The following is a 20,909-nucleotide window of genomic DNA, read 5'->3' as shown; positions in this document are numbered from 1 at the left end:
ATCACGGGGGATGTATCGATGAGCGCGCGGGAGATCGTGGCCGCGCTGCTCGCCGCCCTGATGCGCCCGCCCCGCCCCTTGACGCCCCGCGCGCTGCTGGCCACGGACCGCGGCTGGCGCTACGCGCGCTCGACGACCGAGGCGGGTTTCGGCGCCCTCGCCGGCCGCTGGCGCGCCGCCCGGTTCCGCGGCCTCGACGACCTGGACCCGTCCGACGAGCTCACGGGCACGCTCGGGTTGCCGTTCACGGTGTTCGACGTGGCGGTGCTGGGCGCGCCGGCGCCGTCGCGGCGCACGGTCTGCGTGGTGCACCTGCCCACCGCGCTGCCGCCGGTCGCCGTCGTGCCCGATCCCGACAACGGTGAGCCGGCCGCCGAGGGCCGGGTCGGCCCGGTGCCGCCGTGGGCGCCGCTGGGCTTCCAGCGGCCGCCGGAGCTGGACGGGGCGCCGCCGGCGTCGCATCCGGCGTTCGCCGAGGAGCTGGTCACCGGCGAGGTTCTGGACCTGACGCGGCGCCACGGCCTGACGGGCTGGCGCATCGCCGGTCCCGACCTGCTGTGGGTCTCGCCGCCGCCGGACGGCCCGTTGTCCCCGGATCGCGTGGTGGAGGTGCTGGACGCGCTGCTGGCCTTGGCTCGGGCCCTGCCGTCGGCGGTGGTCGCCCGCTACGCCGGCTGAGCGAGAGCGCGTGCCGCCCGCGCGCGTTGTCGAGGTCTTCGGCACTGGCTCGGGCCTTGCCATCGGCGGTGGTTGCCGCTACGCCGGTTGAGACGACGTCGCGGGCCGCGCCGCCGACCGTTCTCCTGCACGGTATCAAGCCTCACCAAATCGGCCGCCCAACCGTTCGACGGAGCGTGAAATCCCGTCGCGCAGCGTCATCGCGGGCTCGACTCCAGGCCGTCCAGCAGGGCGTTCAGGCCCGTCGTGAAGGTGCCGTCCGGGGACGAAGCATAGTCGGCCGACGCCGTCTCCAGGCGGGCGCGCAGCCTCGGGAACCGCGACGCCACCTCGCGGGCCTGGGTCATCGCCTCGGCCAGGAGGGCCTCGGCGTCCCCGCCGTCGCGGCGCAGGCGTTTCGGCAGCGACGCTGCGGCCGCGGCGCCCAGGGCGTTGCCGAGCACGAACGTGAACACGGCCGCCGACGCCCGGTCGGCCGCCAGGCCCTCGAAGCCGGCCGCCTCGAACACCGCCAGGCTGTGGTCGTCGTGGCGGGCCTTGCCGGCGCCGAACAGCACGTATGAGCCGAAGGCCTGCACCAGCCACGGGTGCTGCGTGAGCATCGTGTGCAGCGATGTCGCCATCTCCGTCGCGGCCCGGCGCCAGCCGACCGCGGACGGATCCGGCAGGGGCAGTTCGCTCCACAGGCCGTCGGCGGCGAGCGCGATCAGGTTCTCCTTGCTGCCCACGTGCCAGTACACCGCGGTCGCGGCCGAGTTGAGGCGCTTGCCCAGGGCGCGCATGTTCAGCCCCTCCAACCCCTCGTCGTCGAGCAGGGCGACGGCGGTTTGCACGATCTGGTCGCGGGTGAGCACCGGCACATCGTACTTGCACATTGTTCAAGTCCGCGCGTACGGTCCCACTTGAACTTAGTTCAAGTGAACCGAGGAGGCGTGCGATGGATCTGCCCGAGTTCGTGCGAGGGGCCGCCGAAGAGTTCCGCGTGCCGGGCGTTGCGGCCGGCGTGCTCCTCGACGGCACCGACATCTACGCCTGCCACGGCGTGACCAGCGTCGAGAACCCGCTGCCCGTCGACCCCGACACGCTGTTCCTGCTCGGGTCCGTCACCAAGACCTACACCGCCACCGCCCTCGTGCGGCTGGCGGCGCAGCGGCGGGTCGACCTCGATGCGCCGGTGCGGGAGTACGTGACCGACGTGCCGCTGCCGGGCTTCACCGTCGCGCAGCTGCTCAACCACACCGCGGGCCTGGACTGGAACGTCATCGGCGACACCGGTGACGGCGACGACGCGCTCGCCCGGTTCGTGGCCCGGCTCGCCGCCGCGCCGCTCATCGCCGAGCCGGGCGCCCGCGCGTCGTACAGCCAGGGCGGCTACAACCTCGCCGGGCGGGTCGTCGAGCGGGTCACCGGGCAGCCGTTCGAGCGGGCCGTCGCCGAGCTGCTGCTGGAGCCGATCGGCCTGGCGCACAGCAGCTTCCGGCCCGAGGACGTCATGACCCGGCGGTTCGCCGTCGGGCACGACCTGCGCGAGGACGGCACTGCGACGCTCGCGCGGCCGTGGCGGCCCGGCGGGCGGGGCAACAACCCGGGCGGCGGGCTCGCCTCGTCCGTCGCCGACCAGCTGCGCTGGGCCCGCTTCCACCTTGGCGACGGGGGCGGGCTGCTGCCGGCCGAGGCCCTGCACGGGATGCGGCGCGCGACGGTACCGCTGCCGGGCAGCTCCCTCGGCGACGCGCTGGGCATCTGCTGGTTCCTGCGCGACATCGACGGCGCCGCGACGATCGGGCACGGCGGCTCGTCGATGGGCCAGTTCGCCGACCTGCTCATCGTGCCCGAGCGCGGCTTCGCCGTCGTCGCGCTGTCCAACGCCAACCCGACCGGGACGCCGTGCAACCGGGCGATCATCCGGTGGGCGCTGGAGCACTACCTCGGCGTCGTCGAGCGCGACCCGCAGCCCGAGCCGTACGACGCGGCGCGGGCGGGGGAGGTCGCCGCGGTGTACGGCAACAAGGCCATGACGCTCACGATCGGCGCCGACCTGATGCTGGACGTGCGCATCCGGCCGGAGATCCGCGCGGCGTCCGAGATCGAGCTGCCGGCCGACCACGAGCCCGCCCCGATCGGGCTGCTCGGCGGCGACAACTACATCGTCACCGCCGGCGGGCTGCAGGGGCAGCGCGGGTTCTTCACCCGCGACGCGGCCGGTACGGTCACCGGCATCGACCTCGCCGGCCGGCTGTTCAGGCGGGAGTGAACCCCGCGGCTGCACGCTGGCCGGGGCCGAACCAGGACGACAGCCGCTGCCGGCCGCCGGTCTCGGCCAGGTCCACGCGGTCGGCCCGGCCGACGGCGCCGGCCAGCGTCCGGGCCGTACCGAAGGGCCCGACCCCGGCACCGACTTCGACGACGGGCTGCACCCGGTGCTGACCGGCATGGCGGCGCGGCTGCCCTGATCGCCTATCATTCGGGCGGGTTCATGCGGGTCGACACGGACGGAGACTGCGGTGAGCGGCACCTCGGACTGGGCACAACGGGTCGACACGACGGTCGCGCACCCGGCCCGCCGCTACGACTACTGGCTGGGCGGCAAGGACAACTTCGCCGCCGACCGCGACTCCGGCGACGCGATCGCCGCCGCGTTCCCGGCGATCCGCACCGCCGTGGTGGAGAACCGGGCGTTCCTGCGCCGGGCCGTGCGGGTCCTCGCCGAGCAGCACGGCATCCGGCAGTACCTCGACATCGGCACCGGCATCCCCACCAGCCCGAACGTCCACGAGATCGTCCAGGGCGTGTCCCCGGACTCGCGCATCGTCTACGTCGACAACGACCCGATCGTGCTCGCCCACGCCCGCGCGCTGCTGACCAGCGATCCGCGGGGCGCCACCGCGTACGTCGACGCCGACCTGCGCCGCCCGGCCGAGATCCTCGCCGACGAGTCGCTGCGGGCCACCCTCGACCTGTCGAGGCCGACGGCGCTGATCCTGGTGGCCGTGGTGCATTTTCTGCCCGACAGCGACGGGCCGTACGACATCGTCCGGACGCTCCTCGACGCGCTCGCGCCCGGCAGCTTCCTCATCATGTCGCACGCCACGACCGACGGCCTCGCGCCGGAGCTGGCCGCGCAGATCCAGGCCGGCCGCCACGGCCCCGGCAAGCTGCGCGACCGGGCCGAGTTCGCGCGGTTCCTGGACGGCCTCGAGATGCTCGAGCCCGGCATCGTCTCCGTCGCGGAGTGGCGCGCGGAGGGCGAGCCGGGGCCGCGGCCCGCGTTCGACGAGGTCGCGGTGTGGGGCGCGGTGGCCCGCAAAGGGTGAGACGGGCCCCGGGCTGGGTATGTGCACCGTATGGATGAACACGAGGAGGAACGGCCGGACCGCACGGTCGACGAGTACGCCACGATGGGCACCACGGGCACGCCGGGGGGCGACGGGGCGTCCGTCATCGACGAGGAGGACCGGCCCAACGGCTCGGCCCGCGGCATCAGCACCCCGTACGGCCTCGGCGGCGAGGTCGACGACCCGGCGATGCCGTTCGACAAGAAGGTCGACTCCGACGACAAGATCCACCTGCCGCGCAACGCCGTGACGCGCGGTTAGCGGCCCTCGAGCAGCGCGGCCGTCGCCGGCTGCCCCAGATGCCGCGCCCAGTCCAGCGGCGTCGCACCGAAGCGGCGGTCGCGGGCCCGCGGGTCGGCGCCGAGCGCGAGCAGCCGGCGGGTCAGTTCGACGTCGCCGGCGCCCGCGCTGTGGTGCAGTGCGCTCTCCCACTCCTGCTCGACCGGCGCGTCGGCCCGCCCGAGGGCGTTGACGTCGAAGCCGAGGCCGACGAGGAGCTCGACCGCGGCGACGCCCCCGCGGGCGGCGGCCCACACGACGAGCCCCGGCCGCTGCGCGCGGGCCCGCTCGACGACGCCCGGATCGGCCGCCTCGACGGCGGCGCGGTCGCCCCGGAACGCGGCCGCGATGAGCTCGGCGACCGGGTCCGGCGGCGCGGGCGGGGCGCCGCGCGCGACGAGGCCGGCCTCGATCGCCGTGTGCCCGTACAGCCGCGCGAGCTCGACCGGCGTCCGCCCGTCGCCGGGCGCCCAGGCCGGGTTGTCGCCGCCGGTGAACGGGCTCTCGACGTCGACGCCGTGATCGGCCAGCACCCGCACGCGCTCGCGCTGGTCGTGCTCGACGGCCCACCGCAGCTGGATGCGCAGCAGCCCGGCGGGGGAGGGCAGCAGGTCACCGACCCGGTCGCGCCAGGCGTCGCGGCGGGGCCGCCCGAGCCCGTGGGCGAAGAGCAGTTCGAGGTGGTCGGTGCCGCCGCGGAACATGGTGTTGTACAGCCCCTGGGCGTCGTTCGGGTCGGCCCCCGCGGCCAGGAGCCGCTCGGCGAGCGGGCGCCAATGCGGGTGCCGCGGCTGCCGGGCCGGGCCCAGCTCCCCGTCGCCGAGGACGCCGGTGAGGGCGGTGAACGGGTACGGCAGCCCGTCGAACAGGTACCCCTCGTCCGCCGCCGCGCCCGCCGCGAGCAGCGCGTCGGCGACGTCCAGCACGTCGGCCTCGGTCGCGCCGATCCGGGAGTACGCCAAATAGCACAGCGCCCGCCACCGGAACGGCCCGCCGCGGCGTCGCGCCCGCTGTGGTTCGGCGTCCAGGAGCCGCCGCACGTCGGCGGGGCGCGCCGCGGCGGCCGCGGCCCAGAGGTGCTCGCGGGTGAGCTCGGGCCGGGCCGCGAGCATCCGTTCGGCTTCGCGCCATCGATGCGGCCCGTCATCCCGGGTGTACGTCAGGCACGCCAGCCGGCAGAACTCGTTCCCCGGGTCGGGATCGACGCGGCCGGCGCTCGCGGTGTCCCACCCGTGCTCGTCGACGGTGTCAAGGAACCGCTTGAGCCGCGGCCAGCTGGCGAACCCGTATTCGCGGGCCACTACCAGCTGCGCCGCGGACAGCGCAAAGGTCTCGGCCGCCGGCAGGTCCGGGTGGTGTTCGGCGGCGCGCGCGAGGGCGTCCTGGTCGCCGTTGCGGACGGCGCGCTGCAGTTCGCGGGCGCGGCGGCGCAGGCGTTCGGCGTCGGGGCGGTCGGGCAGGGTCGGCACGTGGGCCTCCTCTCGTCCGCCTGAGGTCCGCTTCGTCAGGCGCGAAAGGAGGTCGGTGACCGTGTCGCCGGGGTGGTGCTCCAGGTGGGCTGCGCCCATTTCCGCGGACTGGTGGCGTCCTGGCCGCCGCGTGCCACGATATCGCACCGCCTTGCGCCGCGCTGCCCGCTGAAGCCCGCACTCCCTGTTCCACCGCACCGCGGTCCGTTCGGCCGCGCGCCGCGCTGCCCGGCGAAGCCGGCGCACCCTGTTCCGGCGGACCGCGGTGCGTTTGGCCGCGCGCCTCCTCACGCCCCGGAAAGCGCTTCTCTTCGCGACCTGGGCCGCGCGGCCGAAGCGCGCGCCAATCCCGGCCGCGCGGCCGAAGTGCGTGCCAATCGCGGTCGTGCCTTCGAAGCGCGCGCAAATCCCGGCCGTGCCTTCGAAGCGCGCGCCAAATCCCGGGCGTGCCGCGCCAATCCTGGCCGTGCGGTCGAAGCGCGCTCTCGAATTCCGGCCGTGTGGCCGAAGCGCGTGCCAATCCCGGCCGTGTGGCCGAAGCGCGTGCCAATCCCGGGCGTGCGGCCGAACCGCGCGCTTACGAAATCCGGGCGAAGCGGCCGAACTGTGTGCCGACTCCAGGTCCGCGCCGGGCGATCCGAGCGCGCGCACCGTTTGCCCGGATTTACCGCCCGCCGACGTATAAATCCGACAAGTCGTGGCGCGGAGCGCCCGACTTGTCGTGCAACACAGCCGAGCGAGCAGCGATCAGCCGCGCAGCTCGCGATAGCGGCGCAGCAGCAGGCCCTCGCGCAGCGCCCACGGGCACACGTCCAGCTCGCGCAGGTCCAGGGCCTCCATCACCGTCACCGCCGTGACCGCGCCGGCCAGCAGCTGGCGGGCGCGCGACGGGGCGACGCCGGGCAGCTTCGCCCGCTGCTGCGGCGTCATCGCGGCCAGCCGGGGCAGCCACCGCCGCAGGCCGCGCCGCGTGAGGTGGTCCGACTCGCCCGTGAGCGCGGCGAGCTGCTTGAAGGTCTTGGACGTGCCGATCACGCGGTCGGGGCGTGGGCGGGCGGCGAGGTCCGCGGCGATCGGGGTGACGAGTGAGCGCACGTGGCGGCGTACGCGCTCCACGGCGTCGCGCGGGGCCGGGTGCTCGGGCAGGTGGCGGCGCGTGAGCAGGCCCGCGCCGAGGGGGAGCGACACCGCGAGGTCGGGGCGCTTGCCGGAGCCGGCGGCGATCTCCATCGACATGCCGCCGATGTCGAGCAGCAGCAGGTCGCCGGCGGCGGAGAGCCAGCGGCGCACGGCCAGGAACGTGACCCGGGCCTCGTCCTCGCCGCTCATCGACGACAGCTCCACGCCGGTGGCCTCGCGGACGCGGCGGCGGATCTCGGCGTTGTTCGTGGCGTCGCGGATCGTGGCCGTGGCCACGGGGATCAGGTCCGCGGCGCCCTGGCGGCGGTACGCCTCGACGGTGCATGCGACGGCCTCGACGACGCGGTCGACGCCGTCGGGGGAAAGGGCGCCGTCCGGCGTGACCTCCTCGGCGAGGAGGGTCGGGGCCTTGAGCCGGAAGACCGGCTGCGGTGGCTTGTGATGGCGCGCCTCGACGATCTGCAGGTGCGCGCAGTTCGAACCGACGTCGAGCACGGCCAGCAGCACAGGCATTCCTCCCCGTTGCAAAACCCCACCGTAGTGGACGTGGGCCGCCGCATACCCGGTGGTGTCGCCATCAAAACAGAAGGCGCAAAACAGCACAGTGCAGAAAGGAAAGTGGCGCGCATCCCGCGGACGGGATGCGCGCCCTTTCCCTGTGGCGCTACGCGAGGATCCCCGAAGGGGCCTGGGCGTAGCCGGCCGGGCGGGTCGTGAACGTGCCGCGGCCCTGCGTGCGGCTGCGCAGCCGGGTCGCGTAGCCGAACAGTTCGACCAGCGGCACGACCGCGGTCACGACGACCGAGCCGCCGCGCGTCGTCGAGCCGGTGACCCGGCCCCGGCGCGCGGACAGGTCGCCGAGGACGCCGCCGACCATGTCCTCGGGCACGGTCACGGTGGCGTCAACGACCGGCTCCAGCAGGACCATCTCGGACTCCCGGAAGGCCTGCTCGAGGGCCTCGCGGCCGGCCAGGCGGAACGCCAGGTCGGAGGAGTCCTTCTCGTGCATGCGGCCGTCGGTGAGCGTCACCTTCACGCCCGTGACCGGGTAGCCGCCGACCGGGCCCGTCGCCAGCGCGTCGCGGCAGCCGTCCTCGACCGCGCGGACGTACTCCCTGGCCACGTGGCCACCGACCACAGTGGACTCGAACACGAACTCCTCACCGTCCACAGGGGACACATCGAGCTGGACGTGGGCGTACAGGCCCGCGCCGCCGCGCTGGTGCACGAGGCGGTACAGCAGGCCGCTCACGCCGCGCACCAGCGTCTCGCGGTAGGCGACCTGCGGGCGGCCGACGGAGATCGGCAGGCCGTTGCCGGTCTGTCGCATCTTCTCCACCGCCACCTCCAGGTGCAGTTCGCCCATGCCGCTGAGCACCGTCTGGCCGGTCTCGGCGTCGGCGGTGACCGTCAGCGACGGGTCCTCCTCGACGAGCCGGGCCAGCGCCACCGCGAGGCGGCCGGCGTCGGCGCGGCTCCTCGCCTCGACGGCCACGGAGACGACGGGCGTCGCCGTGGACGGCGGCTCGAGCACGATGCGGTGCTGCGGGTCGCACAGCGTCTCGCCGGTGCGGGCGTGCTTGAGCCCGATGACGGCGACGATGTCGCCCGCGACGGCGGCCGGCACGTCGGTGTGCCGGTCGGCCTGCACGTGCAGGATCCGCGAGACGCGCTCGGTCTGGCCCGCGTTCGGCTCGTACACGTCCGTGCCCTTGTGCAGCGTCCCGGAGTACACCCGCAGGAAGGTGAGCCGGCCGGTCGCGGCCGCCTGCACCTTGAACACGAGCGCCGCCAGCGGCGCGCCCGGTTCGGCCGGGTGTGCCTCGTCGACGGGGGCCTTGTCCAGCGGCGAGGGCAGGTACGCCACCACCGCGTCGAGCAGGGCCTCGATGCCCTTGTCCTTGTACGCCGCGCCGCCCAGCACGACGACCGCGGTGCCGGCGAGGGTCAGCTCGCGCAGCGCCCGGCGCAGCGTTTCGCGGCTCAGGGTGCCGGTCTCGACGTACTCCTCCAATGCCCCGCCGTGCAGCTCGGCCACCTGCTCGACGAGGGACGGGTCCGGGACGGCCGTCAGGTCGGTCATCCCGGCGAAGTCCGACTCGGCCCCGATCGGCGCCTGTACCGCGATCGGCGTGACGCGCAGCCGTTCGCGGATGGATTCGATCGCGGCGGCGAAGGACGCACCGGCCCGGTCGAGCTTGTTGACGAACGCGATCCGGGGCACGCCGTAGCGGTCGGCCTGGCGCCACACCGACTCGCTCTGCGGTTCGACGCCGGCGACGCCGTCGAACACGGCGACCGCGCCGTCGAGGACGCGCAGCGAGCGCTCGACCTCGTCGGCGAAGTCGACGTGGCCGGGCGTGTCGATCAGGTTGATCCGGTGGCCGTCCCAGTCGACGCTGACCGCGGCGGCGAAGATGGTGATGCCGCGGTCGCGCTCCTGGGCGTCGAAGTCCGTGACGGTGGTGCCGTCATGGACCTCGCCCTGTTTATAGGTGGCGCCGGTCGCGAACAGGATCCGTTCGGTGATCGTCGTCTTCCCCGCGTCGACGTGGGCCAGGATGCCGATGTTACGGACGCGGTCCAGTTCGTTACGCACTGTTGCCCCTTCACGGGCTTGTCACGTGGACAGGACAGCGCGATTCGCCCCGCCGGGCCGAGTGCTGCTCAGCCGGTCGCGGGACGCCCCAGTGCCGCCGCGCGTGCGGGCACCGGGGGGAACCAGGACACGCGGATCACCTCGTGCTGCGAGCGGGGAACGATGACAGCGGTGCGGTACTGCACGGCGCGCTCCCTCCACTCGACGAGTTCTCTACGCCAACCGTAGCGCTACGGCGCAACGCTTTATCGCGTAGCGCTATTCCGGCCGAGCGGCCGGCCCGGACTCGAGCAGCGCCTTGAGCCGCGCGAGGTCCTTGGTGTTGGCCCGGCGCATCGCGGCCGCCAGCACCGGGGCGGTGAGCTTGCCGAAGCCGGCGGGCTCGCCGCGGTTGCGCAGCGTCATGCGGGTGCGGGCGGCGTCGAGGGGCTGCCAGGTGTAGGTGGTCTCCATCGGAAAGGGGCCCTGCGCCGTCCGCATGACGAGCCGCTCGCCGGGGACGAGCTCGACGACCTCGTAGGTGTAGGCGAGCGGGCGGCCGAGGAACCGGGCGACGAAGTCCATCGTCGAGCCGACCTGCAACGGCGGCGCGGTGCGCCACTCGACGGAGGTGATGTTGGCGTACCACGCCGTGGCGTTGGTGGGCTCGCCGGCGAACGCCGCGACCTGCGCGCACGGCCGGTCGATGACGATGTCCGTAACGACGTCGACGGCCATAGCCGCGATGCTACTCGCGGCGCGGCGCCGGGACGGCCACGTCGTCGCTCGGGGCCCGGTCGCCGAGCATCGCGGCCATCGCGGCTCCGGGGGCGTCGCCGGTCGGGGTCACGGTGCACCGCCCGCCAGCAGGTCCCACACGCCGGTCAGGTGCAGCACTTCCGCCACGAAGTCGTCGGCCCCGGTGACGCGGAAGGCGCGACCGGCGGCAACAGTGCGGCGGCGGCCGCGGAGGAGGGCGCTGATGCCGGCGGAGTCCAGGAACCGCACGCCGGACAGGTCCACGACGATCGGAGCGGGGGCGCCGCCGTCCAGCGCGGCGTCGAGGGCCGCCTCGAGCGCGGGCGCGGTGTCGGGGTCGACCTCGCCCTGCGGGGTGAGGGTCACCGCCGCCGGGCCGTCCCGCCGTACCACCGTCAGCGCCACAAATCCCCCAAGTCCCGCGTGTCGCTCCCGTGGCGCACCGGTTCGTCTGCGCAGCCACACTACCCGGCCGACCTCATGGCCAACCCGATCACCGCGGTGCTGCTCGGCGCGCTGCTGCTGCACGAGGAGATCCCGCACTCGCCCGGGACGCGGCCGCGTTCGCCGCGTGCCCGGCCGCGGTCGTGGCCGGCGTGGTGCTGCTGTCTACGCACCGTCCGCCGCGGCCGGCGGCGGCGTGAAGTACGCGCCGGGGGAGACGCCCAGCGCCGCGCGGAACGCGGCGATGAACGCGCTCGGGGTGCTGTAGCCGACGCGGCGGGCCACCACGGCCACCGGGGTGCGGGCGGCGAGCAGGAACAGCGCGGCCCGCAGCCGGGCGTTGGTGCGCCAGCGGCCGAAGCTCAGCCCCGTCTCGGCGGTGAACGCCCGGGCCAGGGTCCGGCCGCTGGCGCCGGTCGCGCGGCCCCAGGCGGCCAGGCCGCGGGCGTCGGCCGGGTCGGCCAGGATCGCCTCGGCGACGGCCCGGGCCCGCGGGTCGGCCGGCATCGGCACCTCCAGCGCGGCGGCGCTCACCGGGCGCAGCAGGTCGAGCAGCACGGCCTCGGCGCGGCGGCGGGCGTCGCCGGGCAGGGCGCGGTCGGTCAGGTACCCGGCCAGCTCCCGCAGCAGCGGCGTGACCGCGACGACGGTCGGGGCGGTCCATCCGTGCGGGGAGCGGTCGAGGTGCACGGTCCGGAACACGGCCCGCCCGCTGACGTCCACGGCGTGCTCGACCCCGGCGGGGATCCACAGGGCGCGGGTCGCCGGCAGCACCCAGGCCCCCGCGGCGGTGGAGATCGACACGGTACCTTCCGTGGCCCACGACAGCTGATGCACGGGGTGGCGGTGCGGCGCGAACCGCATCCCGTGCGCCATCGCGAAGTCGCCGACCATGATCGCCGGATGTCCCGATTTCGACATCACATGGCACGATAGCAGCTGGTGGCCACGGCCTGCCGTCACTAGCGTCGATGGCATGAACCTGCTGCACAACCGGCTGTGCAAGTCGGCGAAGTGGTACGAGACCGTCGAGCACCGTCTGCTGCCGTGGGCGCTCAGGGACGTGGCGCTCGACGGCCGGCTGCTCGAGATCGGGCCCGGGTTCGGGGCGACCACGCGGGTGCTGGCCCGCGGCAGCGAGGCGATGACGGCGGTGGAGGTCAACCCGAAGCTCGCCGAGCGCCTGCGCCGGCACGTGCCCGGCGGCGTCACCGTCATCGAGGGCGACGGCGCCGCGATGCCGCTGCCCGACGCGTCCTTCGACGCGGTCGTGTGCTTCACGATGCTGCACCACGTGCCGTCGGTGCAGCAGCAGGACCGGCTGCTGGCCGAGGCCCGCCGGGTCCTGGCGCCCGGCGGGGTCTTCGCCGGCAGTGACAGCCTGCCGACGCCGCGGTTCCGGCTGCTGCACATCGGCGACATCATGGTGCCGCTGGACCCGGCGACGCTGCCGGAGCGCCTCGAGCGGGCCGGCTTCACCGACGTACGGGTGTCCACCGCCGCCAATCGCGTCAAGTTCCGCGCGTCGGCGCGCTGAGCTGCGGCGTGGCGGTGTCCAGCGGCACCGCCCGGCCCGGCACCAGGCCGAGCTGCACGCCCGGGCGGCCGACGGCGGCGGCGATCAGCCAGCCGGCGGCGGTGCGCAGGCGGCCGGCCGGCAGCGCGGACAGGTGGTAGCCGCGGGTCACGGCGCGCGCGAGGAGCCCGCTCAGCGGGACGTGCAGCGGGTCGGCCACGGCCTGCCAGCCGCCGAGGTCGACGACGAAGCCGAGGTCGCGGTGGTGGTACCGCCGCTCCCGCCCGATCCCGAAGGACGCCGCGACGTTGTCGGCGGCGGTGCGGCCCTGCCGGACGGCGTGCTGGGCGGTCAGGGCGGTGTAACGGCCGGGGTGGTGCCCGTCGGGCACCGCGGCGGCGTCGCCGCAGCCGAAGATGTGCGGGTGCCCGGGCACCCGCAGGCAGGCGTCGACGCGCAGGCGGCCCTCGTCGGTCGGCAGGCCGGCCCGCTCGACCAGCGGGTCGGGGCGCACGCCGACGCACCACACGAGGGTCCGCGAGGGCACGAACCGGTCGTCGGTGAGCCGGACGCCCTCGGCGGTGGCCTCGCGCACCGACGTGCCGAGGCGCACGTCGACGCGGCGGGCGCGCAGCACCCGCTCGGCGCCGGCCGCCATGCGCGCGTCCATGCCGGGCAGCACCTGCTCCGCGGTGTCCAGCAGCAGCCAGCGCGGGGGCGTCGCCGCCAGCCGCGGATGGCGGCCGGCGACGTCGGCGGTGAGCAGCTGGCCCTGGGCGGTGACCTCGGTGCCGGTGTACCCGGCGCCGACGACCACGAAGGTCATCCGGGCCGCGCGCTCGGCCGGGTCGTCGGCGGCGTCGGCGAGCTCGATCTGGCGGATCAGGTGGTCGCGCAGGTACAGCGCCTCGGCGATGCCGCGGAAGCCGTGCGCGTTCTCGGCGACTCCCGGGATGGGCAGCAGCCGGTTGACGCTCCCGGTGGCCAGGATCAGCCGGTCGTACCGCAGGATGCCGCTGCCGCCCTCCGGCCCCGCGTAGGTGACGGTGCGCGCCTCGGGGTCGATGCCGTCGACCTCGCCGAGCACGAGCCGGACCCCGGGCAGCGTGTCCTGCAGCGGCACGCTGATCGCCCGCGGGTCGATCACCCCGCCGGCGACCTCGGGCAGCAGCGGCAGGTACAGGAAGTAGTCGGTCGGGTTGACCACGACGACGTCGGCGGCGCCATGGGAGCGCCGCAGCAGCCGGCGGGCGGCCTGAAATCCGGCGAAACCGGCTCCGACGATCACGATCCGCATCGCACCGCACTACCCGCCCTTATCTGTTAAGAACATTGACAGATATGACCCGCCGCGGCTTAATACAAGTCCCGAAGTTAACTCTCCGCCAGGAGGCGACATGGTCCCAACCCGGCCACTCGCTGCACTGCTCGTCGCGGCCACGACGGCCGCCCTCCTCACCTCCGCCCAGCTGCCGGCTTCCGCGGCGGCCACCGCCGTGCAGGTCTACTGGAGCTCGGAGTCCCGTACCGCGGGCTACGAGCCGAAGAACGGCAACTGGTACACCAGCCCCGCCACCGGCCTCGCCGGCACCCCGTACCAGCTGTCCCGCCAGGCCGACATCCCGATCGGCTCGGCGTCGGGCAGCGCCACCGTCACCGTCGACACCAACACGAAGTACCAGAGCATCCTGGGTGTCGGCTCCTCCCTCGAGGAGTCGACCATCTACAACCTGTCGCGCATGTCCGCCGCCGGGCGCGACCGGGCGCTGCGGACCCTCGTCGACCCCTCCGCCGGGGCCGGCTTCAACGTCGCCCGCATCACCTTCGGCACCAGCGACTTCACCTCGCACGACTTCTACACCTACGACGACGGCGCGGCCGACCCGTCGCTGTCGCGGTTCTCCATCCAGCGCGACATCGACTACAACATCATCGCCACGCTCAAGCAGGCCCTGGCCATCAACCCGAACCTGAAGATCTTCGCCAGCGCCTGGTCCGCCCCGCCGTGGATGAAGACCAGCAACAACATCATCGGCGGCAGCCTCAACAGCACCTACATCCCCACCCTCGCCACGTACTACCGGCGGGCCGTGCAGGCGTATGCCGCCCAGGGCATCCCGATCTACGGCCTGACGCTGCAGAACGAGCCGCTGTTCTCCCCGGCGGACTACCCCGGCATGCTGGTGAGCGCCGACCAGGAGCGGCAGCTGGCCAAGGCGCTGCGCACCGAGCTGAGCAACAACTCCCTCGGTACCGTCAAGATCTGGGCCTTCGACCACAACTTCAGCGAGGGCGCGTCCTACGCCGCGGGGGTCCTGGGCAGCGCCTCGAGCCACAGCGACGCCTACTCCTCGGTGGACGGCATCGCCTTCCACGACTACGCCGGCGACCCGTCGGCGATGGCCACGGTGAAGGCGAGCTACCCCGACAAGGACGTCCTCATGACGGAGCGTTCCGTCTGGGGTACCGCGGGAGCCGACCGCATCGTGCAGTACTTCCGCAACTCCGCCACCCTGTACGAGGGCTGGGTTAGCATGCTCGACCAGAACCGCTCGCCCGAGCGCTGGTCCGGCTCGCCCGACCCGACCATGCTCGTGCAGAGCACCACGAACCGCGACACGTACTGGGCCCTGCCCGACTACAACATGGTCGCCCAGTTCTCGAAGTTCGTGCAGGCCGGCGCCCGGCGCGTGGCGACCGGCTACGGCTCGACCGGCAGCGTCACGAACGTCGCCTTCCTCAACCCGGACGGCACCCTGGTCACGGTCGTGGTGAACCAGACCTCGGCGAGCCAGGCGTTCACCCTGCGCGTGGGCAACCAGCAGATCCAGAGCACCCTGCCCACCAAGACCGTCGGCACGTACCTCTGGGCCGGCGCCAACAGCGGCACCCCGACGACCCGCACCGGCCAGATCACCGGCTACGGCGGCAAGTGCGTGGACGTCGCCGGCGCGAGCAGCGCCAACGGGACGAAGATCCAGCTGTACACCTGCAACGGCACGACCGCCCAGCAGTGGACGGTCGGCACCGACGGCACCGTGAAGGCGCTGGGCAAGTGCCTCGACGTGGCCGGCGCGAGTTCCGCGAACGGGACGAAGGTGCAGCTGTACGACTGCAACGGCACGGCGGCCCAGCAGTGGACGGCGGGCGCCGGCGGCAGCCTGCAGTCCCTCGGCAAGTGCCTGGACGCGACCGGCCCGAGCTCCGCGGACGGCACCCAGCTGCAGATCTGGTCGTGCACGGGCGCGGCGAACCAGGCCTGGACGCTGCCCTAGCCTGCGCTCGCACACCCCCGGCCCGCGTTCTCCCACGCGGGCCGGGGGCATGCGCCTGCAGATATGTCCGGATGCTGGCGCATCCAGACATATCCGATTTTTCGCCTGACGGCGGTTATTGGATGACGAAGGTCGTGAAGTAGATGTCCATGACCTCTTTCTTCTTCTCCACCGTGTAGGCCTTGACGACCTTCGCGACGAGCTCCTTCTTGGTCCGGTCGCGCTCGGCGTTGGACATCAGCTCGTCCATCTTGCGGCCGCTGTACTCCTCGATGGCGATGTCGAGGGCCTTGCTGCCGTCGGGGGCCTCGGCGGCCTCGGTGGTGGCCTGCAGGGTCATCTTGAGCTTGAGGTAGTGCCCGTCGGCGAGGTTGATCGTGATCGCGTCCAGTACCGAGACCACGCCGGGCGTCGGGGGCGGCTCGGCGGTGGCCTTCTTGGGTGCGAAGATCATGTACCCGCCGGCGCCGCCGCCGATGAGGGCGACCAGCGCGATCGCGATGATCATGATGAGCTTCTTCTTGCCGCCCTTGGCCGGGGCGTCCTCGGTGGTCTTGTCGTCTTTGGCCATGGTGGGTTACCTCCCCGGTCAGCTGGTGGTGGTGGCCGAGGGCAGCAGCGCCCGGGTGTCGGCCGGCAGGGTGGACAGGACGATGACTTCGACGCGCCGGTTGCGGGTGGTGGCGCGGGGGTCGGTGGCGGGGTAGAGGGGTTTGGTGTCGGCGAAGCCGGTGGCTTGCAGGCGGGTTTCGGCGATGCCGGCGTCGGTGTGCAGCATGCGCAGGACGGCGGAGGCGCGGGCGGTGGACAGTTCCCAGCCGGAGGGGTAGTTGCCGGTGCTGCCGGTGAGCTGGTTGGTGTGCCCGTCGATTTCGATCTTGTTGGGCAGGCCGGCGATGGCGGGGCCGATGCTGTCGATGATGTTCCGGCCGTCGGTGAGGAGGTCGGCTTCGTTGCCGTTGAAGACGATGCTGCTGGTGACGATGGTGACGATGAGGCCGCGTTCGTCGATGGAGTACTGGACCTGGTCCTGGAGGCCCTGTTTGGTGAGGGCGTCGGTGATCTGTTGTTTGATCTTGTCGAAGTTGTGGACTTCGGCCTGGGCGGCGGCCTGGCGTCGGGAGGCTTGGGCGCGTTCTTTGGCTTGGACGGCTTCCTGGATGGCGGTGGCGTCGCTGGTGGTGCCGCCGATGCCGGAGGAGAGGTCCATGGGGGAGTTGGAGTCGGAGGATTCCAGGAGGTTGGCTTCGCCGCCGTTGAAGGCGACGGAGGGGTTGCCGAACCCGACGGCGAGGCCGTTCTTGAGTTCGTTGAACTTTTTCTGGTCGACCTGGGAGATGGCGAACAGCACGATGAACAGGACCATGAGCAGGGTCATCATGTCGGCGTAGGAGACCAGCCACCGCTCGTGGTTCTCGTGCTCTTCCTCTTCGTGGCCGCCCTTCTTGTGCTTGGCGTGCGCGCCGGCCTTCGCCGCGTGTCCACCACTCACGGCGGCCCCCTCCCGATGTCTGTACTCCGACGGTGCTGACATCGGCCCATTCACCCGACTGAACAGTTGCGGCCCGGTGCATCGTGGTAGCGGCTGTGTTCCCGGCTCGCTCAAACCAGCCACCGCGGGCCCGTGCTGTCCGTCAGTGGAAGGCATGGGGATCGGTGAGTCCGCCGCCGCGGCGCCGCGGGGTGCGGCGCTGGACGTGTCGTTGTCGGTCGCTGATGGTGTGGTGCGGTTGTACGGCGCCGATGTGGACGTGTCGGCGCCGCATGGTGGGGTGCTGCCCGGGTTGTCGAACGCGTTGCATGACGTGCGGTTGGAGCGGGCGCGGTCCGGTGTGGCGGTGCGGGAGGTCGGCTCTGACCAGTCGGGGCCGGGTCTGGTGTCGTTGCGCCGGGCGGGTGAGCTGCTGGCTGAGTCGTTCCTGCCGGCGCCGGTGGCGGCCGGGTTGCGGGGTTTGGTGGAGCGTGCGGTACGTGAGCATGTGGCGTTGCGGTTGGCGGTGGACGCGCCGGGTTTGGCGTGGTTGCCGTGGGAGGCGTTGCCGGACCCGGTGACCGGCCGGCCCCTCGCCCTGCATCCCCTGGTGGTGGTTTTCCGGCGGAGTGGTGGGGATGCGGGGGTGCCGGCGGGGTTGGCGGGGCCGTTGCGGATTGTGGTGGCGATCGCGTCGCCGGTGGCTGGTGGTGGTCCGTTGCTGGATTACGAGCACGAGTTGCGGGCGGTGCTGGCGGCGGTGCGGCAGGCGCGGCGGGCGCAGGGCCGGGTGGAGGTGGTGCCGTTCGCGACGACGGCGGCGATCCGGGCCGCGTTGAACGTGCCCGGCGGAGTGCACGTGCTGCACATCTCGGCGCACGGTAAGCCGGGGGCGCTGATTCTGGAGGACGAGGAGGGTCGGGCGCGGGAGGTGACGGCGGAGCAGTTGCTGGTGGAGGCGGTGCCGGCGGGCCGGATGCCGCCGGTGATCAGCTTGGCCGCGTGTTACACCGATGCCGCCGGTGAGGCTGACGGTTCCTCGTACGCGGCGCAGTTGGCGGCTCACGGGGCGTGCGCGGTGATCGGGACGCAGACGAGCGTGACCGATCGCTACGCGACGCTGTTGTTCGCGCGGGTGTATGCGGAGCTGGCGGGGAGTCCGGGGGCGGATGTGGTGCAGGCGGTCGCTGATGCCCGGCGGATGGTGCAGCAGGAGTTGCTGAGCGCTTCGAGTCCGGTCAGCCGCCGGTTGGCGGGGATGGATGAGTGGGGTGTGGTCACTCTGCAGGCCAGCGCCGGGGCGGTCCCGGTGGTCGACGACGGGTTGCCGGCGGTGGCGGTGCCGGCGGCGCGGCCGGCGGCGTGGGGGCCGGTCGAGGCCCGCCCGGTCGGGCAGTTCGTCGGCCGCCGCGCCCTGCAACGACGCCTCCCGTCGGTGCTGGACGGCGATGAGTACGCCGGTCTGGTGTTGTACGGCATTGGTGGGGTGGGGAAGACGACCTTGGCGGCGGAGGTGCTGCGCCGGACGGTCCAGGCTGATCCGGGGTGGCGGGTGGCGAGTCTGTTCGGGGAGGTGACCGTCGACGGGGTCCTGGCCGAGGTGGCGGCGGTCGCTCGGCGGGAGCTGCTGGTGCGCGGGCAGGTGGCCGGGTTGGCGGCGCAGGCGGTGGCGGTTGCCGGGCGGGTGGATGTGCCGTGGCGGGACCGGTTTGAGGTGCTGCGCGAGCATGTCCTGCACGAGGTGCGCATCCTGGTGGTGCTGGACAACTTCGAGGACAACCTCACCGCCGACGGCACGGCCATCGCCGATGCGGGCCTGGCCGGGCTGTTGGCTGCGTGGGCGGGGGCGCCGGCCGGGAGTCGGCTACTGGTCACGTCGCGGCATCCGGTGCCGTTACCGGGTGGGCGGTTGCTGGCGCAGCCGGTGGGTCCGCTGTCGGCGGCGGAGACGGGGAAACTGTTGTGGTCGTTGCCGCACATTGACCGGCACGCCACCGATGACCCGGCGGTGGAGCAGATCTGGCGGGTCGTCGGCGGCCACCCGCGGTCGCTGGAATACCTGGACGCACTGCTCGGCCATGGCCACGCCCGCTTCGAGGACATCACCGCCCGGCTCGCCGACGCGGCGCAGACCCGCCTCGGACCCGACCAGGCCGGGACCTGGCTGGTGCAGGACCGCACCCTGGATGCGGCGCTGGCCGACACGGTCACCCTCGCCGCCGACGACGTCCTGCTCACCGAACACCTCAACCGGCTCACCACCATCCCCGGCGCCATCGACCTGCTCATGGCCATCAGCGTCTACCGCGAACCGATCCCCACGGTTGCGCTCACCTTCCACACCGGCACCCCCAGACCCGCCGAACAGATCACCGCCGGCCAAAAGCGGCGACAAGCCGCCGTCGAGCAGATCACCGCCCTGCTCACCGCGCACGACCTCACCAACGACCAGATGGACGCCGCCCTGGATGAAGGCGGGCCGCTCACCCCGGCCGACCGCAACACGCTGCGGGACCTGCTCGCCGAAGCCACGCAGCCGCCCCGGTCGCCGTACACGGAACCGGCCGGCCTCCCCGAGCTGCTGGACGTCCTGCGGGACAGCAGCCTCATCCACCACGACCCGGCCGACGGGGTGGTGTACATGCACCGATGGACCGCCACCGAACTGCACCACCGCTGGCAGCGCACCACCACCCTCGACCCGAGCAAAGACCCCATCCGCCGGAGCCAGCGCACGGCAGCTGCGTACTGGCAGTGGCGGTGGCATGCGTGGCCGCAGCACCCGGTCGGGGTCATCCACGACCTGGAAGAGGCCCGCCACCACCTGATCGCCGCCGGAGACCTGGACACCGCCAGCGCCGTCACCGAACACATCTGCCTCCAGCTCGAATCGTGGGGCGCGTGGGACCGTGCGGTCAGCCTCATCATCGACACCCTGCGTTGGCTGCCGGCCGGGTCCCCCCGCCGCCCCGCCTATCTCGGCCAGCTCGGTGTCCTCGCCCAGCGGCGCGGCGACTACGCCGAAGCCGAACGTCGCTACCTGCAGTGCCTGCCCATGTTCGAGCAGCTCGGCGACCAGGCCGGCCTCGCCGCCAGCTACGGACAGCTCGGCATCCTCGCCCAGCGGCGCGGGGACTACGTCGAGGCCGAACGTCGGTACCTGCAGTGCCTGCCCATGTTCGAGCAGCTCGGCGACCAGGGCGGCATCGCCAGCAGTTACGGCCAGCTCGGAAACCTCGCCCAAGAGCGCGGGGACAACGTCGAGGCCGAGCGTCGCTACCTGCAGTGTCTGCCCATGTTCGAGCAGCTCGGCGACGAGGGCGGCCTCGCCACCACCTACCACCAGCTCGGCATTGCCGCCCAGCTGCGCGGGGACTACGTCGAGGCGGAGCGCCGCTACCAGCAATCGCACCGGATAACGGACCGGCTCGGCGACCGGGCCGGCCTCGCCATCAGCCACCACCAGCTCGGCAACCTCGCCTACCTTCGCGGCGACTACACGGAGGCCGAGCGTCGCTACCGGCAGTCCCTCACCATCAAGCAGGAGCTCGGCGACGAGGCCGGGCTCGCCAGCAGCTATCACCAGCTCGGCATCCTCGCCCAGGAGCGTGCGGACTACGCCGAGGCCGAACGCCGCTACCAACAATCGCGCGCGATCAGGGAGCGCCTCGGCGACCAGGCCGGCCTGGCCAGCAACCTGAGCCAGCTCGCCAACCTGCGTGTCGTCACCGGCGACAGCATTGCGGCGATACCTCTGCACATCGAAGCCCTCGCCATCAGGCTCGCCATCGGAGTGCCGCAAGCTGGCAACTCCCTCGGACAACTCGCGCGGATCCGCGGTCAGATCAGCGGGAGCATGTTCTCGGAAGCGGCCCGCCGTGTTCTGGACGACACGTCATATGACCACCTCATCGCGATGCTCGACGACGATCCGTCCGCCGATTGATCGCCCGGGACCGGCTCGG

18 protein-coding genes are annotated in these 20,909 nt (G+C 73.0%); 7 read left to right on the top strand and 11 right to left on the bottom strand.

From position 1 onward, the window contains the following. Positions 1–18 precede the first annotated feature (18 nt). Positions 19–678: a hypothetical protein gene (locus ACQEVU_RS26655; protein WP_433328082.1), complete on the top strand. Its 660-nt coding sequence runs from the start codon at positions 19–21 to the stop codon at positions 676–678. Between the two features lie 197 nt (positions 679–875). Here the strand turns inward: ACQEVU_RS26655 and ACQEVU_RS26650 are convergent, their stop codons facing one another. Next, the gene (locus ACQEVU_RS26650) at positions 876–1,532 is read right to left on the bottom strand and encodes a TetR/AcrR family transcriptional regulator (protein WP_433328080.1); all 657 of its coding nucleotides are present in this window, start codon (positions 1,530–1,532) and stop codon (positions 876–878) included. Between the two features lie 83 nt (positions 1,533–1,615). Here ACQEVU_RS26650 and ACQEVU_RS26645 point away from each other — a divergent pair, with 83 nt between their 5' ends. Continuing rightward, positions 1,616–2,932 (top strand): serine hydrolase domain-containing protein, encoded by a 1,317-nt coding sequence (locus ACQEVU_RS26645; protein ID WP_433328078.1) that lies wholly within the window; start codon positions 1,616–1,618, stop codon positions 2,930–2,932. On the opposite strand, the gene ACQEVU_RS26640 is transcribed toward ACQEVU_RS26645, so the two are convergent. Continuing rightward, positions 2,919–3,095 (bottom strand): hypothetical protein, encoded by a 177-nt coding sequence (locus ACQEVU_RS26640; RefSeq protein ID WP_433328076.1) that lies wholly within the window; start codon positions 3,093–3,095, stop codon positions 2,919–2,921. The two genes, ACQEVU_RS26645 and ACQEVU_RS26640, sit on opposite strands and share 14 nt — an antisense overlap. Before the next feature lie 87 nt (positions 3,096–3,182). On the opposite strand from ACQEVU_RS26640, the gene ACQEVU_RS26635 reads away from it, so the two are divergent. Both ACQEVU_RS26635 and ACQEVU_RS26630 read left to right on the top strand, forming a co-directional pair. Continuing rightward, positions 3,183–3,992, top strand: a complete 810-nt coding sequence (locus ACQEVU_RS26635) for an SAM-dependent methyltransferase (protein WP_433328074.1) — start codon at positions 3,183–3,185, stop codon at positions 3,990–3,992. A 30-nt stretch (positions 3,993–4,022) separates the two neighbouring features. Next, positions 4,023–4,274 carry a hypothetical protein gene (locus ACQEVU_RS26630; protein WP_433328072.1) on the top strand — a complete coding sequence of 84 codons (252 nt, stop codon included), beginning with the start codon at positions 4,023–4,025 and terminating at the stop codon, positions 4,272–4,274. Here the strand turns inward: ACQEVU_RS26630 and ACQEVU_RS26625 are convergent. The 6 genes from ACQEVU_RS26625 to ACQEVU_RS26600 form a co-directional block, all read right to left on the bottom strand. Further along, positions 4,271–5,761 (bottom strand): ankyrin repeat domain-containing protein, encoded by a 1,491-nt coding sequence (locus ACQEVU_RS26625; protein WP_433328070.1) that lies wholly within the window; start codon positions 5,759–5,761, stop codon positions 4,271–4,273. The genes ACQEVU_RS26630 and ACQEVU_RS26625 overlap by 4 nt on opposite strands. Before the next feature lie 747 nt (positions 5,762–6,508). Then, complete coding sequence (locus ACQEVU_RS26620) at positions 6,509–7,408, bottom strand: Ppx/GppA phosphatase family protein (RefSeq protein ID WP_433335098.1); 900 nt, start codon at positions 7,406–7,408, stop codon at positions 6,509–6,511. Between the two features lie 157 nt (positions 7,409–7,565). Then, positions 7,566–9,500, bottom strand: a complete 1,935-nt coding sequence (locus ACQEVU_RS26615; RefSeq protein WP_433328069.1) for an elongation factor G — start codon at positions 9,498–9,500, stop codon at positions 7,566–7,568. 258 nt (positions 9,501–9,758) lie between these two features. After that, positions 9,759–10,217 (bottom strand): SRPBCC family protein, encoded by a 459-nt coding sequence (locus ACQEVU_RS26610; RefSeq protein ID WP_433328068.1) that lies wholly within the window; start codon positions 10,215–10,217, stop codon positions 9,759–9,761. A 108-nt stretch (positions 10,218–10,325) separates the two neighbouring features. Further along, positions 10,326–10,643 (bottom strand): STAS domain-containing protein, encoded by a 318-nt coding sequence (locus ACQEVU_RS26605; RefSeq protein ID WP_433328067.1) that lies wholly within the window; start codon positions 10,641–10,643, stop codon positions 10,326–10,328. 204 nt (positions 10,644–10,847) lie between these two features. After that, positions 10,848–11,603, bottom strand: a complete 756-nt coding sequence (locus ACQEVU_RS26600; RefSeq protein WP_433328066.1) for an AraC family transcriptional regulator — start codon at positions 11,601–11,603, stop codon at positions 10,848–10,850. A gap of 55 nt (positions 11,604–11,658) precedes the next feature. On the opposite strand from ACQEVU_RS26600, the gene ACQEVU_RS26595 reads away from it, so the two are divergent. Further along, entirely contained in the window at positions 11,659–12,219 is a 561-nt protein-coding gene (locus tag ACQEVU_RS26595) for a class I SAM-dependent methyltransferase (RefSeq protein WP_433328064.1), read from the top strand. On the opposite strand, the gene ACQEVU_RS26590 is transcribed toward ACQEVU_RS26595, so the two are convergent. Beyond that, entirely contained in the window at positions 12,194–13,495 is a 1,302-nt protein-coding gene (locus ACQEVU_RS26590; RefSeq protein WP_433328063.1) for an NAD(P)/FAD-dependent oxidoreductase, read from the bottom strand. The two genes, ACQEVU_RS26595 and ACQEVU_RS26590, sit on opposite strands and share 26 nt — an antisense overlap. Positions 13,496–13,595: 100 nt before the next feature. Here ACQEVU_RS26590 and ACQEVU_RS26585 point away from each other — a divergent pair, with 100 nt between their 5' ends. Beyond that, on the top strand, positions 13,596–15,473 hold the full coding sequence (locus ACQEVU_RS26585; protein ID WP_433328062.1) for a ricin-type beta-trefoil lectin domain protein: 1,878 nt from the start codon (positions 13,596–13,598) through the stop codon (positions 15,471–15,473). 115 nt (positions 15,474–15,588) lie between these two features. Here the strand turns inward: ACQEVU_RS26585 and ACQEVU_RS26580 are convergent, their stop codons facing one another. Both ACQEVU_RS26580 and ACQEVU_RS26575 read right to left on the bottom strand, forming a co-directional pair. Then, a complete protein-coding gene (locus ACQEVU_RS26580; protein WP_433328061.1) occupies positions 15,589–16,044 on the bottom strand; it encodes a flagellar basal body-associated FliL family protein in 456 nt (151 codons plus the stop codon). Positions 16,045–16,062: 18 nt separating this feature from the next. Continuing rightward, the gene (locus ACQEVU_RS26575; RefSeq protein ID WP_433328060.1) at positions 16,063–16,965 is read right to left on the bottom strand and encodes an OmpA/MotB family protein; all 903 of its coding nucleotides are present in this window, start codon (positions 16,963–16,965) and stop codon (positions 16,063–16,065) included. 154 nt (positions 16,966–17,119) lie between these two features. On the opposite strand from ACQEVU_RS26575, the gene ACQEVU_RS26570 reads away from it, so the two are divergent. After that, on the top strand, positions 17,120–20,890 hold the full coding sequence (locus tag ACQEVU_RS26570; RefSeq protein ID WP_433328058.1) for a tetratricopeptide repeat protein: 3,771 nt from the start codon (positions 17,120–17,122) through the stop codon (positions 20,888–20,890). Positions 20,891–20,909 lie beyond the last annotated feature (19 nt).

The sequence above is a fragment of the Dactylosporangium sp. CA-139066 genome, assembly GCF_050936175.1.
Taxonomy (GTDB): domain Bacteria; phylum Actinomycetota; class Actinomycetes; order Mycobacteriales; family Micromonosporaceae; genus Dactylosporangium.
This window is presented reverse-complemented; position numbering and strand designations above follow the sequence as displayed.